The 16,755-nt window shown below is 35.8% G+C and carries 15 protein-coding genes; 8 read left to right on the top strand and 7 right to left on the bottom strand.

All coding sequences use genetic code 11. The annotated features are described in order from the left end of the window. Positions 1 to 95 precede the first annotated feature (95 nt). From PYV58_RS00385 to PYV58_RS00370, 4 genes are read right to left on the bottom strand one after another with little or no spacing between them, the layout of a single operon-like run. A complete protein-coding gene (locus PYV58_RS00385; RefSeq protein ID WP_034614795.1) occupies positions 96 to 596 on the bottom strand; it encodes a GNAT family N-acetyltransferase in 501 nt (166 codons plus the stop codon). Between the two features lie 16 nt (positions 597 to 612). Then, the gene (locus tag PYV58_RS00380) at positions 613 to 1,653 is read right to left on the bottom strand and encodes an aminotransferase class V-fold PLP-dependent enzyme (RefSeq protein WP_264673506.1); all 1,041 of its coding nucleotides are present in this window, start codon (positions 1,651 to 1,653) and stop codon (positions 613 to 615) included. A 23-nt stretch (positions 1,654 to 1,676) separates the two neighbouring features. Then, the gene (locus PYV58_RS00375) at positions 1,677 to 2,765 is read right to left on the bottom strand and encodes a DegT/DnrJ/EryC1/StrS family aminotransferase (protein WP_034614788.1); all 1,089 of its coding nucleotides are present in this window, start codon (positions 2,763 to 2,765) and stop codon (positions 1,677 to 1,679) included. Between the two features lie 4 nt (positions 2,766 to 2,769). After that, a complete protein-coding gene (locus PYV58_RS00370) occupies positions 2,770 to 3,792 on the bottom strand; it encodes a polysaccharide biosynthesis protein (RefSeq protein WP_034614835.1) in 1,023 nt (340 codons plus the stop codon). 435 nt (positions 3,793 to 4,227) lie between these two features. Here PYV58_RS00370 and PYV58_RS00365 point away from each other — a divergent pair, with 435 nt between their 5' ends. The 5 genes from PYV58_RS00365 (at position 4,228) to PYV58_RS00345 (ending at position 9,619) form a co-directional block, all read left to right on the top strand. Beyond that, positions 4,228 to 5,337 carry a polysaccharide biosynthesis/export family protein gene (locus PYV58_RS00365; RefSeq protein ID WP_034614786.1) on the top strand — a complete coding sequence of 370 codons (1,110 nt, stop codon included), beginning with the start codon at positions 4,228 to 4,230 and terminating at the stop codon, positions 5,335 to 5,337. 1 nt (position 5,338) lies between these two features. After that, positions 5,339 to 5,767, top strand: a complete 429-nt coding sequence (locus tag PYV58_RS00360) for a low molecular weight protein-tyrosine-phosphatase (protein WP_034614783.1) — start codon at positions 5,339 to 5,341, stop codon at positions 5,765 to 5,767. 21 nt (positions 5,768 to 5,788) lie between these two features. After that, positions 5,789 to 7,984 carry a polysaccharide biosynthesis tyrosine autokinase gene (locus PYV58_RS00355; RefSeq protein WP_034614780.1) on the top strand — a complete coding sequence of 732 codons (2,196 nt, stop codon included), beginning with the start codon at positions 5,789 to 5,791 and terminating at the stop codon, positions 7,982 to 7,984. Between the two features lie 191 nt (positions 7,985 to 8,175). Beyond that, positions 8,176 to 8,883: an FKBP-type peptidyl-prolyl cis-trans isomerase gene (locus PYV58_RS00350; RefSeq protein WP_004723516.1), complete on the top strand. Its 708-nt coding sequence runs from the start codon at positions 8,176 to 8,178 to the stop codon at positions 8,881 to 8,883. A 46-nt stretch (positions 8,884 to 8,929) separates the two neighbouring features. Next, positions 8,930 to 9,619: an FKBP-type peptidyl-prolyl cis-trans isomerase gene (locus tag PYV58_RS00345; RefSeq protein WP_034614777.1), complete on the top strand. Its 690-nt coding sequence runs from the start codon at positions 8,930 to 8,932 to the stop codon at positions 9,617 to 9,619. 270 nt (positions 9,620 to 9,889) lie between these two features. Here the strand turns inward: PYV58_RS00345 and murJ are convergent, their stop codons facing one another. Both murJ and ampD read right to left on the bottom strand, forming a co-directional pair. After that, entirely contained in the window at positions 9,890 to 11,440 is a 1,551-nt protein-coding gene (murJ, locus tag PYV58_RS00340; RefSeq protein ID WP_171077783.1) for a murein biosynthesis integral membrane protein MurJ, read from the bottom strand. Positions 11,441 to 11,514: 74 nt separating this feature from the next. Further along, positions 11,515 to 12,102, bottom strand: coding sequence for a 1,6-anhydro-N-acetylmuramyl-L-alanine amidase AmpD (gene ampD / locus PYV58_RS00335; protein ID WP_034614773.1), 588 nt, complete (start codon positions 12,100 to 12,102; stop codon positions 11,515 to 11,517). A gap of 154 nt (positions 12,103 to 12,256) precedes the next feature. Here ampD and nadC point away from each other — a divergent pair, with 154 nt between their 5' ends. The 3 genes from nadC (at position 12,257) to PYV58_RS00320 (ending at position 16,465) form a co-directional block, all read left to right on the top strand. Further along, positions 12,257 to 13,102, top strand: coding sequence for a carboxylating nicotinate-nucleotide diphosphorylase (nadC, locus tag PYV58_RS00330; RefSeq protein ID WP_004823617.1), 846 nt, complete (start codon positions 12,257 to 12,259; stop codon positions 13,100 to 13,102). A 150-nt stretch (positions 13,103 to 13,252) separates the two neighbouring features. Then, positions 13,253 to 14,416: a tetratricopeptide repeat protein gene (locus PYV58_RS00325; RefSeq protein ID WP_034614771.1), complete on the top strand. Its 1,164-nt coding sequence runs from the start codon at positions 13,253 to 13,255 to the stop codon at positions 14,414 to 14,416. A gap of 171 nt (positions 14,417 to 14,587) precedes the next feature. Beyond that, complete coding sequence (locus PYV58_RS00320) at positions 14,588 to 16,465, top strand: alkaline phosphatase family protein (RefSeq protein ID WP_034614768.1); 1,878 nt, start codon at positions 14,588 to 14,590, stop codon at positions 16,463 to 16,465. Positions 16,466 to 16,479: 14 nt separating this feature from the next. Here PYV58_RS00320 and PYV58_RS00315 read toward each other — a convergent pair whose 3' ends face one another. Further along, positions 16,480 to 16,644, bottom strand: a complete 165-nt coding sequence (locus tag PYV58_RS00315) for a hypothetical protein (protein ID WP_171077782.1) — start codon at positions 16,642 to 16,644, stop codon at positions 16,480 to 16,482. Between the last annotated feature and the right edge of the window lie 111 nt (positions 16,645 to 16,755).

The raw sequence follows: 16,755 nt of genomic DNA, 5'->3' as shown, positions 1-16,755 counted from the left end.
AAACACTTAAATACAAAAATTAAAAGATTCAAACCTATTTTTTTGATTATTTGAGCTATCTAAACAAGTAATTCTATTGAACAATCCACTTAATCTTAAAAAATAATACCATCATACTCAATTAAAAGCTCTGTATAGCATTGTATATTTATAGCCATAACTTTTAAGTTATCACCCTTTACCTTATATTCATTTGGCTCTAACTCCTTCCAACCTAAAGAGCGATAAAATTTTAATAGTTGATCTTTGCAAAATAGTAGACCTACTTTATTTGAATTTAAAATGTAACGATTTACTTCACTCATGATTTCAAAACCAAATCCTCTTCCCTTTTCTACTGCACAGACATTCCCTACCCCAAAGCCTCTTACAAAAACTTCGCCCAGCTTTAAATCGATATCTATCAAATTTAAATAAGCCACACTATTTTCATTAAAATATAACAGTACATGAATATCTGCATCTTTTATATTTTTCTTTATCCACTGTAATTGATCTTCATAACTATAATGCCATTGAGCAGATTTAATTTTAATAACTTCATTTAACTCATCGTCAGTTATTTCTTTGTGTGCTATCAATTTGATATGAAACATATTAACTAACCTATCTTTATATTTCCTGTACCCACCAACCACATGGTAAAGCTAGAAATTTATTCATAAATTCATTAACTCCGTTGAGGCTTTCAAGATTATTGAAAACAGAGTAAATATTATTATTGATATGAACACCAGTTGCATACCAGTTTTGATTACGGAAATTTTGTAGTGCTTGTGCTTTATCCTCACATAAAACACCAAAAACCCAATAATTTGGCTGAGTATCAGATATTATTTCTAGAGGTTTTATAGATGGAATTTCTTGAATTTTATTATTCCAATCTATCGCATTTTTTCTCTGCTTCTCTAACAAATTAGGCAAATTATACATTTGCTTCAAACCAATATATGAATTAATTTCACTAAGAGTTGCACCATAGCCCTCTAACGTGATGTCACAATTTGAGTTAATTTCACCCGTTGAGGTTCTAAAGTTTTTCCTATCTATACCATAGTCACGCATGAGAATTGCTTTCTCATATAACTCTTTAGAAGAGAAACTTATTGCAGCGCCATCTATAGTATTTGGTAATCGAACTGTCTGGAAAGAAAATACACTTAAATCAGCACCTAAATTTCCTGCTTTTTGAGTATTATATTCTGAGCCAAATGCTTCAATACAATCATCAACAATCCAAAGATCATATTCTTTAGCTATTTGATTGATTGCTGATATATCACCTAAATAACCACAAAAATGATTATGAAATATTGCTTTTGTTTTTGCAGTGATTCTTTTCTTGACATCCTCAACACAGATAGAACCAGTGTTTGGATCGACATCGACCCAAATAACTTTGAGCCCCTTAATCACAAATGGTTGATTCGATGCCAAACAACTTACAGGAGAGGCGATTACCTCGTCCCCTGGCTTTAAATCTAATATCGATAAGGCTAATAGCATAGCTTGATTATAAGAATTTACAGAAATTACGTGCGGATTCCCTATAAATTTTGCTAATTCTAATTCAAATAGTTTCCCATATTTTCCATATGCTAATTGACCTGAATATAGAATATTCTCTAGTTCAGGCAAAATATCATTTGGCATATACGGTTTAAAAATAGGTATCATTACCAGCCTTTCCGAATCAATTCAATCATCTTATCACAGTCATCTTTAGTGACCCACCACCCACATGGAATGTGCACCATCTTTTCATAGAACTGATCTAAATTTGGTAGTTCCACAGGATTATCATTTAAGTATTCATGTAAATCATTGCGTTTATGAAGTTCAGAAGCAGCTATTCCATTTGCCTCCATCATTTTAATAAAGCCAGCCCTATTCTCAACCTTTAATGTATATAACCAATAAGATGGCTCTGAGTTATCATAGTAATTAAGTAACTCTACACCTTGTACACCTTTTAAATTTTGATCAAGGTACTTACCATTCTCTACATACTTATCAACAATTTTATCAATTCCTTCCAACTGTAAAAGACCTACGCAAGCATTCACATTGTTCATATGATACTTATAGCCTTGCTCAGTTATATTATTATCTAATCTGGTTTTCTTTTTATCTAATCCGAACCATCTTATAATTTTACCGCGCTCGTAAAGCGCCTTATCTTGAATCTGTAAAGCCCCGCCATCTATAGTAGTTAGATGTTTTATTGCTTGAAAAGAAAATACGGTAAATGGAAAATGATTGCCTGTTTTTTTGCCATCAAATTTAGCACCTATTGCATGTGCTGCATCTTCAATTACAGGAATGCCATACTTTTTAGAAATTTCCTGAATTCTCTTTATATCAACAGGAATACCCGCATAGTCTACAACAATGATTGCTTTCGTTTTAGCATTGATTGCTTTTTCAATCGAGTCGGGTGATATATTGCCAGTCTCATAATCGACATCAGCCCAACGAACTTTTGCCCCAACCATTTTAATTGCGACATTGGTCGGTTCAGCAGTCAATGCTGTACTAATTACTTCATCGTCTTGCCTAACCCCAGCCAATATCAATGCAATATGTAATGCCGCAGTTCCTGAGTTTAATGACAGCGTATTTCCACTTCCAATATATTCTTCGAATTTTCTTTCAAAATTCTCAACAATTTCGCCTTGAGCGATATACCCACTATACAAAACTTGCTCTAAGCGGGGGATTAAAAGATCTCTATCAGGTAAACTAGTTTTTATAAGCGGCAACATTTTATTATCCTTGATGTGACTTCAATTCTTCTTGAACATAATCCAAAGTGAGCAATAATTCTTTTAGCTCCTCTACATTCAATCTATGCGTATTATGTGAGTTATATTCGTCATCAAGTAAAGCTGGGGCATTTTCTTGCACATATTTACTATAGTTTAGATCTCTAAAATCAGCAGGAATTCGGTAAAAGTCTCCTAAATCATCAGCTTTCGCCATTTCTTCTTTAGAACAAAGCGTTTCAAACAGTTTCTCTCCATGACGCTCTCCAATAATTTTAATCTCATTGTCTGCATTAAAGAGTTCTTTAAGTGCTTGAGCTAAAACTTCAATTGTTGCACCTGGTGATTTTTGCACCAAAATATCACCTGGATTACCCTGACTGAAAGCAAACATAACCAATTCTACCGAGTCCTGTAGTGACATCATAAAACGTGTCATATTGGGATTAGTAATAGTTAAAGGCAGACCTTCTTTAATTTGTTTAATAAATAATGGAATAATGGAGCCACGTGAACACATCACATTACCATAACGCGTTGCGGTATAAACTGCGTCTATATTTTTTACTCGCGTATCTCTTGCTTTAGATACTGCCAATTTTTCCATTAATGCTTTGGACATTCCCATAGTATTAATTGGATATACTGCTTTGTCTGTACTCAAAACGACAACACGTTGTACATTGTTACGAGCAGCAGCTTCAAGCACATTTTCTGCGCCTAAGATATTAGTCTGAACCGCTTGCATTGGATAAAATTCACATGAAGGCACTTGTTTTAAAGCAGCTGCATGAAAAACAAAATCGACCCCCATCATTGCTTGATTTATATCATTAAAATTTCTTACATCACCAAGGATAAAATTAAGCTTCTCATTTTTATACTCAATTCGCATATCTTCTTGTTTTTTTTCATCACGACTAAAAATTCTGATTTCTTTAAGCTGTGAATTTAAAAAGCCTTTAATCATCGCGTTACCAAATGAACCAGTACCACCAGTAATCAAAAGTGTTTTTTCTTTAAACATATCAGACAGTTCTTGAACTTTTTTAGCTTCCATCTTTTCCTCAATTTTGATTACAATTTCATTTTTAATAAAAACTTTTAACAAAAAAGCACTTACTTGTCTGAAACAAAGTTACAATTTAAAATTGTCAGTGACTTTTTGCAAAACTATACATTCTAAGACATTATACGCAAAATACACATCCAAATTCACCTTCAAAATAGTTTTTATCTGTAAGAAACTTTCATTTAAAATAATATAGCTAATTTTTATTTATACTGTTTAAATACTTAGTATTGTTTCTTGATAAATCATGTACAAAGAAATACATACATTTTCGTACTTAATACAATTACATTTAAACAATAAGATACCCAACTGGTCTTTTTTAGCTTACAATTTACGTTCAAGATTAGATTCTAAGCAACAACGCAATATAAAATAAGGGTTTTGAATGTGAAGTATCCGTACACATCACTGTTTACAATTTTAGCCATTTCGATTTCTTTTTCTGGTTGTGCGATCACTTCAGGCCTTCAAACCTATGATTTACCTGAACAAGGTCAATATAAAACAGATCAGGGGGCGGAACTTTCAGTTGTACAACTTAATCAAAATAACATTCCAAATCCAAATACAGCTGATCGATTAAATTCAAACAACCTTGTGTCTTTATTTAGTCCAAAAAATACAACTTATCATTTAAGCCCTGGTGATATCTTATCAATTCAATTATGGGCATACCCAGAAATAACCCCTCCAGTAACTCAAATGACCAATGACACCTCTGTGTTAGCAAATGGATTTCAAATCGACCAAAATGGTTATATACAAGCACCTTTAATTGGTTCAGTCTATATTGCAGGTAAAAGTTTAGCTGAAACCAATCGTTTTTTACGCCAGCAATTTGCAAAATATTTAAAACACCCAGATGTTGTGGTTCGTGTACTTTCTTATGAAGGACGTCGTTACTTTGTTAATGGTCAAGTGATGAAGAGTGGTCAATATACTTTAAATGACCAACCGATCAGTATCTATACTGCATTGGGTAAAGCAGGTGGTGTAGACACCAAAACAGGTGATACCACCAATATCCAACTGATCAGAAATGGACAGACCTATAATTTAAATACCATTCAGTTAGAAAAACAAGGATTGTCCCTACATCAATTATTAATCCAACCTAATGACACGATTTTTGTGAATACTAAACAAGATCAAAAGCTCTATGTCATGGGCGAATCAAGTCGCAGTCAAGCGCTAACTCTCCGCGATCAAGGAATGACCTTAAGTGATGTGCTGGGTGAAAGTGAAGGTATTAGTCCCTATTCAGCAAGTGCTGCACGTATTTATGTAATGCGTACTGACCTTAGCACCAAGCAATCAACAATTTATCATCTTAACTTAAGCAGCTTAGGCAATTTAGCCTTAGCAAATCAATTTGCAATGCAAAAAAATGATATTGTTTATATTGATGCTACAGGTCTAACCCGCTGGCAACGTATTATGAATCAAGTGATTCCATTCTCAAGTGCTTTATATAGCTTTGATCAACTGGGTAAATAAGATGCAGATTCAAAACATATTAATAGTCTGTGTTGGAAACATCTGTCGTAGCCCAATGGCAGAATTTTTTTTAAAACAAAGTCATCCAAATTTAAATATAGAATCAGCTGGTCTTTCTGCGATGGTTGGTCATCCAGCTGATAATAAAGCCATTGCATGTATGGATGCTTTAAATATTGATATGCGTTCCCATGTTGCACGCCAAATTGATGCCGAGTTGATCAAAAAGGCTGATCTCGTTCTAGTGATGAGCAAAAATCAATCACAACATATTGAGCAGAAATGGCCTTTTGCTAAAGGCAAGGTATTTCGTTTAGGGCATTGGCAAGGTCACAATGTGCCTGACCCATATCAACATGATCAAGCTTTTTTTGACGAAACATGTAAAAATATCCAAGCTTATGCCAATGACTGGCAATCACATCTATAAATTTTAATTAGTTGTTTACCTATGAACCAAAATTCAAAAACTAATGATGATACGATTGACTTAAAAGAGTTGTTTTTCTCTTTAATCGCTCAATGGAAAGTGATTGTCCTTTGTGTCATTTTAACTTTAATCTGCGCTCTACTCTATTTACGTGTAACTTCTCCAGTCTATTCTACTGATGCACTGGTTCAGGTTGAAGATGGTAAAAGTGCTGCATCCGCTGCTCTGATGGGTGAGTTAAAAGACATTTCTAGTGGCTTAGGACAGAAATCCCCAGCTGATGCTGAAATTGAAATCTTAAATTCACGGCTTGTACTTGGAAAAGTGATTCAGAATTTGAATTTAAATATTCAAATTCAAGACAATGCAGATACTTTTTTACATAAATTAGTTTCTAAAGAAAAAACTCAGCTCAGTTATACAGCCAAAGCGGTTGTTTTTCAAAAAAAACAGTCTAGTTTTTCTATTTTAAAGTTAGATACTCCCGAATATTATTATGATAAAAAACTCACTCTACACTTTATTGATAAAAATCAATTTAGTTTAAGTTATCAAGATCAAGTTGTATTTAAAGGTACCCTCAACCAGCTCAATCAAGCTCAAGACAATAAAGGATTGTGGTCTGTTCAAGTCAATAGTATCACCCCATTTCAACAAGACTTTACCATCACTAAACTTTCACTTCCTTCAGCTGTGAAACTGATGCAAGAAAATTATTCGGTTGTTGAAAAAGGTAAAATGACAGGTGTTATTGGCCTGAGTTATAGCGGAAATAATCAACAGCATATTACTCAAGTTCTTAATAATATTTTAAGTGTCTACCATCAACAAAATATTGAACGTAAAACCTTAGAATCTAAACAAACCTTAAGCTTTCTCGACCAACAACTACCCGAGCTAAAACAGCAACTTGAAGAATCCGAGATTAAGTTTAATAAATTCCGTGAACAATACAATACTGTGGATGTCACTCAAGAATCAGAGCTGATGTTAAAGCAAAATATTGAATTAGAGAAAATGCGAATAGAGTTAAAACAAAAACAAGCTGAATATTCTGCTAAATATACTCCTGACCATCCTCTAATGACTGAAATCAATGCACAGCTTGCTGCGATTGATAAAAAATCTACGGAGCTGAATCAAGCGATTAAACGTTTACCTGAAACTCAACGTTTATATTTACAGCTCTATCGTGATGTTGAAGTAAATACTCAACTCTATACATCACTCTTAAACAGCTACCAGCAATTAAAAATTGTAAAAGCGGGCGAAATTGGTAATGTGCGTATCATTGATACTGCAGTAGAGCCTGTTAAGCCAATTAAACCTAGAAAATTGATTGTGCTATTTCTCTCCATTTTTGTGGGTGGATTTATTGGTGTTTTGATTGCCCTACTACGTAATATGCTTTCATCAGGGATTAAAGATTCAAGCCGAATTGAAAATGAACTTGATCTCCCTGTCTATGCCACTGTGCCTCGCTCTCCAATTCAAGAAAGCCGAGTACAGTTACTGAAAAAGAAAAAATCGATTCCTATTCTTGCGGCTAAAAATAGTGAAGATATTGCGATTGAAAGCTTGCGTAGTATCCGTACCACGATTCATTTTGCATTAAATAAAGCCAAAAATAACATTATTGCAGTTTCTGGACCAGCTCCAGAAATTGGTAAATCATTTATTTCTACCAATCTCGCAGCAATTTTTGCACAAGCTAATAAGAAAGTCTTATTGATTGATGCAGATATACGCCGAGGCTACTTACATAAATATTTCAGCCATGACACCTTTCCAGGTTTAACTGAATATTTAGCAGGTCAAAGCACGCTTGAACAATGTATTGTCCATTCAGACACTGTAAATCACTTAGATTTTCTGCCACGTGGTAAAAATCATAACCATGCTTCTGAAATGCTCAACTCTGATCGTTTTAGCGAATTATTAGAACAGCTTTCTGAGCAATATGATCATATTATTATTGATACACCTCCTATCTTAGCGGTAACTGATGGCATCATCATTTCTCAATTTGCGGGTGTAAACCTTGTTGTTGCGCGCTATGCAAAAACACAGATGAAAGAACTTGAATTAACTATTAATCGCTTTGAACAAGCGGGAAGCAAAGTGAATGGTATTATTCTCAATGATGTCCGAGCAACTGTAGCCGGTAATTATGGCTATAATTATGCTTATGCCTACACCGCATCCAAAGATGATTGATATCAAATGAGTAGCAAAAAAGCCAGATTGAATCTGGCTTTTTTGTGCCAATTTTTTGATCAATATAACTGTATATTTTTAGTTGTCGTCATCAGATAACTATATCGTTTATGATGAAGAAGTTATATGCTTGAGCAGATTATGCTAATGATCAAATTAGCCTCTTAAAAGATTAAAATTTGGAAATTTTTATGAGTAAAGCCTTACCCATCGCAATTGCTGTAATCTTAGGTGGTGCTGCACTTGTACCTGTTTATTATGCATCTCAACATCCTGCTGATGTAAACAGTCACTCAATGTCAAAAAATGCTAAACCTGTAGAAAAAATTAGTTATGCACTTGGTTATGAAGTTGCGAGCCAAACCCCACCTGAAGTCGATGTGAATACATTTATCAGTGGTATTCGTGACGGCCATGCTAAAAAACAACGTGCCTATACAGATGAAGAATTACAAGCTGCGTATGTTGACTTCCAAAAAGAAATGCAACAAAAGCAATTACAACAAAGCAAAGAAACAGCTTCATCAAATGACTCATTCTTAGCTGAAAATGCGAAAAAAGAAGGTGTTAAAACAACAGCTTCAGGATTGCAATATAAAATCACTAAAGAAGGTACGGGTAAACAGCCTGCTGCTACTTCACAAGTCACTGTACATTACAAAGGTCAGTTGTTAGATGGCAAAGTATTCGACAGTTCATATGATCGTGGTCAACCAGTTGAGTTTCCTTTAAATCAAGTGATTCCAGGTTGGACTGAAGGTTTACAACTCATGAAGGAAGGCGGTAAAGCAACCTTATATATCCCTGCAAAATTGGCTTATGGTGAACAAGGTGTTCCTGGCACGATTCCTCCAAACAGCACTTTAATTTTTGATGTTGAACTTGTTAAAGTTAAATAACATTTAAGAAAAGGAGAGATTTACTCTCCTTTTTTGGATTTTAATTATGAAAAAAACACTTATTGTGCTTAGTCTTAGTATGCTTAGTAGCGCAGCTTTCTCAGCACCGATTAACAATAAAAGCTCCCAACAAGATCAACTGGGTTATAGCTATGGTTATGTCATGGGACGTACCAATGCTGACACCTTAAAACAAATTAATTTAAATGCCTTTATCCAAGGGATCAAAGAAGGCTCTACAGGTCAGAAAGCAAGCTTAACTGATGAAGAAATGGCAAAAGCACTTGCACAATATAAACAGCAAACTGAAGCAAAACAAATGCTAGAGTTTAAACAAGCTGCAGATGTAAATGCCAAACAAGGTGAAGCTTTTCTTGTAGAAAATGCGAAGAAAACAGGTGTAATTACTCGCCCAAGTGGTTTGCAGTATAGTGTTTTACAACAAGGTACTGGAAAATCACCCTCTGCAAAATCTAAAGTCTCTGTAAACTATGAAGGTCGTTTATTGGATGGCACTGTATTTGACAGTTCTTTTGCACGAAATGAAGCGGTAGAATTTCAAGTTAGCCAAGTAATTCAAGGATGGACTGAAGGTTTGCAACTGATGAAAGAAGGCGCGAAATATCGTTTCTTTATTCCAGCAAAACTTGCCTACGGCGAGATTGGTGCGGGTGATGCAATTGGTCCAAACAGTACATTAATCTTTGATGTAGAACTATTAAAAGTTTTACCTTAGTTTCAAGGCGAAATAGTTTTAAAAACAAAAAAAGCATCGCTCAATTGCGATGTTTTTTTGGCCTAATAATAAAAATCTTACGATATTTCATAAAAGTAAATTCATCCCTTGGTCAAACTTACAGTACTGTATTTTATATTTAGAATTTAAATTCTATCCCACACGCTATGGGAGACATCCTTGTCACCATGCGTTAGATACATCACTTATGATTAAATGATGCTCGAAGTAAAAGCGGTTTCATTTATATTCTGTTGATTGGTCTTAATTTTAGTGCTTTAAATGTCTTGGTCTAAATCCTGCAGCAAGCAGTGCAATACCATAAGCCACAATACCCACCAAACATAACCCGACAACTTCAAGAATTCGAAGCCATTGTGAGGCTGTGCCATCATACCAAGTTAAAGCAAACCATAGCGCGCCAATCATCACAATATTGGCTATGGTAAATTGAACAAATAATTTTTTCCAGTGCGCACCAAAACGGAAAATATTTTTCTTATGTAAATAAAAATATAACATCCCTGCATTGACCAAAGCTGAGCCTGAAGAAGCAATGGCTAAGGCCATATGCTCAGCTTGCCAATCAATCAATTTAAAAATACCGATAAAGATAATGTTTAAAATCGCATTGGCTGCAACCGCCATTAAGCCAACGCGTACAGGTGTTTTGGTGTCCTGAATTGCATAAAAACCTGGTGCAAAGACTTTAATCAACATAAATGCCAGTACACCACCACTCATACATTGCAACGCCATAGCGGTCATTTGCGTATCACGTGCATCAAAAGCACCATGCTGGAAAAGTGCTTGAATAATTGGCGTAGATAACATGAACAAAGCAATGCTGGCTGGCACACCCACTAAGACAATCACACGAGCAGCCCAATCCAACATTCTACGGAACTTGGCCTGATCTTGTTCTGCTTTACTCACGGAAAGGGACGGAAGAATCACGGTACCAATGGCAACACCAATCAATCCAAGTGGCAACTCGGTCATGCGTTCAGCACTATATAACCATGACACCGAACCATCTTGCATGAATGACGCCCAGATTGTATTTAACAATAAATTAATCTGAGTGACTGATACACCAAACAAAGCGGGCAGCATCAGTTTTAGAATTCGATCTACACCCTCATGTTTAAAATCAACTTTAGGTGGAATCAGTAATTTTTTATTCCATAATTCAGGTATTTGAATGGCAAGTTGTAAAACCCCTGCTGCAACCACGGCCCATCCTAAAGCCATGATCGGTTGAGCCATATGCGGGGCTAACCACCAAGCACCAGCAATCATTGCCACGTTGAGTAATACAGGCGAAAACGCTGGCGAAGCAAAAGATCCATAACTATTCAAAATACTGCTGGCAAATGCAGTCAACGACATAAACATCAGATAGGGAATCGTTAAACGAAACATATCTACAGCCAAATCAAATTTTGCGGGATCGTTATGAAAACCGGGTGCATAGACATACAAGATCACAGGTGCAATGATCATACTGATCAAGGTTAACAGTGACATCACCATTAACAGGCAGCCAAACACACGACTAATGAGAATCTGTACTTCCGCATGCAGTTTTGTAGTTTTATATTCGGTGAGTACGGGAATAAAGGCTTGCGAAAAAGCTCCTTCTGCAAATAAACGCCTGAAAAAATTGGGAATACGAAAAGCAACCACAAAGGTGTCAAAATCCTTACCTGCCCCAAACACATTGAGCAAAACCATATCTCTGACTAAGCCCAAGACTCGTGACAACATGGTCATTGCACTGACAATAAAGGTGGATCGCCACAGCGCCATCGTATTCACCTAGTTAAAATAAAGTCGCTATTGTAATTAAATATTCTTAAAATTGCGTTGTTAAATCATAAACAAACGCTTATTTACTTCGGTTGTTCTACTCTTAATTTTTTCTGATTCAAACTTTCTCTAAACTGCTGCCATTGAAAATGTGGTCCAGGATCAGTTTTTCGTCCTGAGGCAATATCAGAATGCCCTGTTAAATGATGATCAGTTTTTGGATAAGCGCGTTGCAAAGCGGCAACCACATCAACCAGTTGTTGATATTGGATCGCTTCAAAATCGCGATCATCACTTCCTTCAAGTTCAATCCCAATTGAATAGTCATTACACTCAACTTTACCCAGATAAGCTGAACGTCCTGCATGCCAAGCCCGATCATTAAAATTAACAAATTGTATAATTTCACCAGTTCGTAGAATCAATAAATGTGCAGAAACCTGCATACCCTCGATGGTTTGGAAATAAGGATGCACTGACCAATCCAGTTGATTTTGAAAAAACTGTTCAATATAACCACCACCAAATTGTGACGGTGGCAAACTAATATTGTGAATCACAATCAGCTGAATCTCTGTATTTTCAGGACGTTGATTATAGTTAGGAGATGGGACCTGTCTTGCGCCAATCAATTGACCATTCACGACCTGAAACTGTGGTGCAGATTGCATATCTTATTCCTACAGAATTTTTCTATTTTCAATAAAGCTGATTTTCAATATTTTAGTGTACTCTTATCTGTATAAAATAAAAACTTCTTCAAACTTGCAACGAGAGTGCTAATATATCGCTCAGTTTTTAAGGGTGACTAAAATAGGGATATCCATGAGCATACCTGAATCTTTGCTTGAACAATCTATTCAAATTAATATTCAACAAGCACTCCAAGAAGATATTGGCGATGCTGATATTACTGCCCTACTCACACCAGAAGATGAGCAAGCGACAGCCACGATCATTTCGCGTGAAGATATGGTCTTGGCGGGACAACCTTGGGTCGATGCACTGATCAAAGCGTATGATCCAAGCGTACAAATTACTTGGCTTAAAAATGATGGTGACTGGGTCAAAGCGAATGAAACCATTTATAAATTGGCAGGTTCTGCGCGTAGTTTGCTGACTGTTGAGCGTCCTGCATTAAACTTTGTGCAAACCCTGTCTGCGGTCGCAACCAAAACGGCTGAATATGTAAAATATCTAGAAGGTACTCCAACCAAATTGTTAGATACGCGTAAAACTTTGCCGGGTTTACGGATTGCACAAAAATACGCAGTTGCTGTAGGTGGCGGGCAAAACCATCGCCTAGGTTTATTCGATGCGTTTTTAATTAAAGAAAATCACATCATGGCTGCAGGTGGTATTGCTCAAGCAATTGCCAAAGCGCATCAAATCGCACCAGGTAAGCCTGTTGAAGTCGAAGTTGAAACATGGGATGAACTGAATCAAGCACTTGAAGCCAAAGCAGATATCGTCATGCTAGATAATTTTAGCCAACAACAAATGATTGATGCAGTTAAACATGTTGCAGGGCGCTGTAAATTAGAAGCGTCTGGGAATATAACCCTTGAGAATTTAAGTCAAGTTGCACAAACAGGTGTTGACTATATTTCGATGGGTGTATTAACCAAAGATGTTAAAGCGATTGATTTATCTATGCGTTTTAATGCCTAATCACTCAAGCATATGAGCCATGAAGCAGTATCTATATACTGCTTTTTTATTACAAAATATAACGATGAGTCAATAAATAATCAGCTAATTTTATGCAAAAGATCTTCTAAATAACAATCAAATTATGTGTACCAACAAAAGAGATAAACAATGAAAAAACATATTTTATATTCATCACTATTCACATTATCTATTCCGATCCTGAGCCATGCAGACACAGTCAATGTGCATGTGTTAAGTGCAACAGTCAAAGATCAAAATATTGCCAATGCGGAAGTAATTTTGCAAAAAAATGGTGAGCGCTCTGCCTCAAGTTCTACCAATACAAGCGGCCGAGCCTCAGTCAATAGTAATACTATAGACAGTTCAGATAATTTACTGATTATCAAAAAATCAGGTTATTCAACACTGGTTGCAAAATGTCCATGTGATGGTATGACCTACGCCTTAAGTCCTGTACTCAAAGATCTCAACAGTATGCGAATTGTACTGAATTGGGGGCAAAACCCTTTAGATCTCGATTCACACTTAAGTTATAAAAATCAGCATGTATATTGGGACAGTAAACAAGGTTTGGCTGCAAATCTGGATGTGGATGACACCGACTCTTATGGTCCTGAAACCGTCACTATCGATAAACGTTTAGAAGGTCAATATTATGTGTATTCAGTACATGACTTTTCTGATCGTACTCAACCAACTACGACTAATTTATCCAATAGCCAAGCCAAAGTCATGGTCTATGCAGGTGAATCACTGATTCGTTCTTATTATATTCCAACTGGTCAAACGGGTAATTTATGGACGGTATTCCGCATTAGCCCTGAAGGTGAAATTCAAGATATCAATCGTATTTCAGGAACCACGGTTAATGCAAGCCAAGTAGGTTCAACAGTATCAAATTATCAAAATCAAACCACTCGGGTAAATATCGTTCCTGTCTCAGCAGATGCGCAAAAACGAGCCAAGACACTTAATTTAAGTGCGGATAAAGCCTATCAAAACAACCAGATTGAACAAGCTGCAATGCTCTATCAACAGTCTATCGACTACAATCCAAATGTTGGCCAGACTTATAGTAATCTTGCCGTTGCTTATCAAAAGCTCAATCGTTCCTCAGAAGCTTTATGGGCAAATCAAAAAGCCATTGCTTTGGCAACCAATAACAATACCAAAGCTTATTCTCACTATAATATGGGTAAAATCTATGAAAATAATCAAGATTATGCCCAAGCTAAGCAACATTACCAATTGGCCAATCAATACAAACCAAGCGCGACTTATGATGAAGCGATACAACGTGTAAGCCCGTAAAAAAATTGCCCAAAGGATATCTACATTCTTTGGGCAACTTTGAGGCTTTAGTTTGTTATTTTTTACTGATTAGTTTTAATTTTGCTTACAAAACAAGCAGTTTTTACATAGAAAAGCCGTCTGAATAAGCCTATAATCTTTGGCTTCCAATACATTCCTGTAATTAGGCCAATGAAGACTTTGAAACAACAAGTTTTGTTTTTACTTGTCGCTTTTTTATCTGTATTTGCTTTTTTCTTATACCAAGAAGATATCACGCGTTTCTTTCAATTACGTGACATCTATCTAAAACCACGTCTGTATAAATATGGTTTTTCAATTCTCTTAAACTACGCCTTTATTAGTTTATTTTATTTAATCTTAAGAAAAACCTTTGCGACCATTTTACTTAGTCAATTTATTATTTTTTTACTGAGCTTTATCAATATTAAGAAAGAGCAATATCTTTCTGCAAGCTTGGTTCCTAGTGATTTTTTATTATTCAAAGAAACCTTTATCGCCTCTCCAATCATGCTCAAAATTGCAGTCTTTGCAGCAATTACAGTGTTTATTGGACTATTTGTATTTCTGTATAAAAAAGAAAAATTAGGGACGAAGCCTCTTCTCCTGACAAACAGCATTTTATCTTTTGCCATCCTTGGTTTCTTTATCACTGCGAATTTTAAAAATAATTTTAGTGAAGCTTGTGCCAATGCAGCAAAAAACTCACTTTGCCAATATGCAAAATATTTACCCAATACCCGTGGTGACTGGATCGGTGATCATTTAACCATTAAATACTTAGGTTTTTCGACCTTCTTTTTTTCCAAAACCGTAGATGGCTTAAACAATAAAATTTTCCAAACACAAGTTATTCCTGAAGAAAAAGTTGCTGCTTTTTATCAACCAATGACGGTTGAGCATGATGAAGAACCTACATCGAATCTAGCATCAGATGATCAGTCACAACAAAAACAATTGCCAAATATCGTTTTTGTGATGAGCGAGTCGCATTGGGATGCCAGAAAATTAGACAAAAGCATTCCACCTAACATCACTCCAACAATTGCTAAAAATCAGGTCTCTAGCTTATTGTCTCCAAGTTTTGGTGGAGGAACTGCTAATGTTGAGTTTGAAGTATTAACCAGTCTAAATACCTATTTAAATCATAATGAACTGGCTTATGTCTCAAAATTAAAACGTCCAACTTATTCATTACCAATGTATTTAAATACATTGGGTTATGAAACAACTGCAATGCATAACAACGGCAAATATTTTTATAACCGTAGCGCAGTTTATCAAAATCTAGGTTTTAACCGTTTTACTTCAATTGAAAATATGATCAACATGGCTGACCGCGCCAAATATATCAATGCTGCGGGTTGGGCTACTGATGATTTAATTTATAACAGCATTGAAAATCAGCTTAAAAATACGGATAAACCGCAATTTATCTATGCGATCAGTGTTGAAAATCATCCAATGTACAGTGATGATCGCTTTGGTAAAGACCATTTTAAAATCACCAAAGATGGTGTGAGTGAGAACAGTAAACGCGCGCTGAATACTTATTTAACGGGTATGCAACGTGCTGACGATAAATTTAAAACCCTGATTGAGCATGTTAAACAGCTTGATCGCCCAACAATTGTGATTTTCTTTGGTGACCATTTACCCAACCTACAAAGCGTTTACGATGAGTATGGCTTCTTTAAATCAGAGCAAGAAAAAGCTGAGAAAAAAGATGTGCGCTTCTTTGAAACACCGCTTGCAGTTTGGGCAAATTTCCCGATTGATCAAAAGCAATTTAAAGGGCCTTTTGTGGCAGCACATTTCTTAGCACCCAAAGTATTAGAAGCTGCGCATATCCCCCTTTCACCTTACTATGCTTTTGTAAATAAGGTGAGCGCTTGTTATACGACCGTGCATCAGACAGGCACGCAAACGCAAAAATCTTGTGAATTTGATCAAACAGAGATTCTACAACAGTATAAAGACATGAATATGGATGTGCTAAATGGTAAGAATTTCACTTATCAGATGTTAAAATCAAAAGCTGAAAGCTAGTCCTATCCAAATGATCAAGAAGATTCTCCAGAGTCTTCTTGATCATGCTGCTGTTCAGCATGTTGTTGTGGTTCATTATTTTTTGCGTCAAATTCTTTGCTTTCGAAATCTTCACGACGTGGATCTCCAGCCATCAATACAAAGGTAATCACGGCGAATAGAACAATGAGTATTTTCATAAGCCTGCCATTTGCTAAAGTTTGAAATATTCTAAATATCGGTTGATGAAAAGATTTGTAGAGTCTGTATACGAAACAAGGGATTTCAGCTGATTTATGTATCTATTGACG

This window comes from Acinetobacter sp. TAC-1 (assembly GCF_029025845.1).
Classification (GTDB): domain Bacteria; phylum Pseudomonadota; class Gammaproteobacteria; order Pseudomonadales; family Moraxellaceae; genus Acinetobacter; species Acinetobacter guillouiae.
Note: the sequence above shows the minus strand (reverse complement) of the source record. Positions and strands in the feature narration are given on the sequence as shown.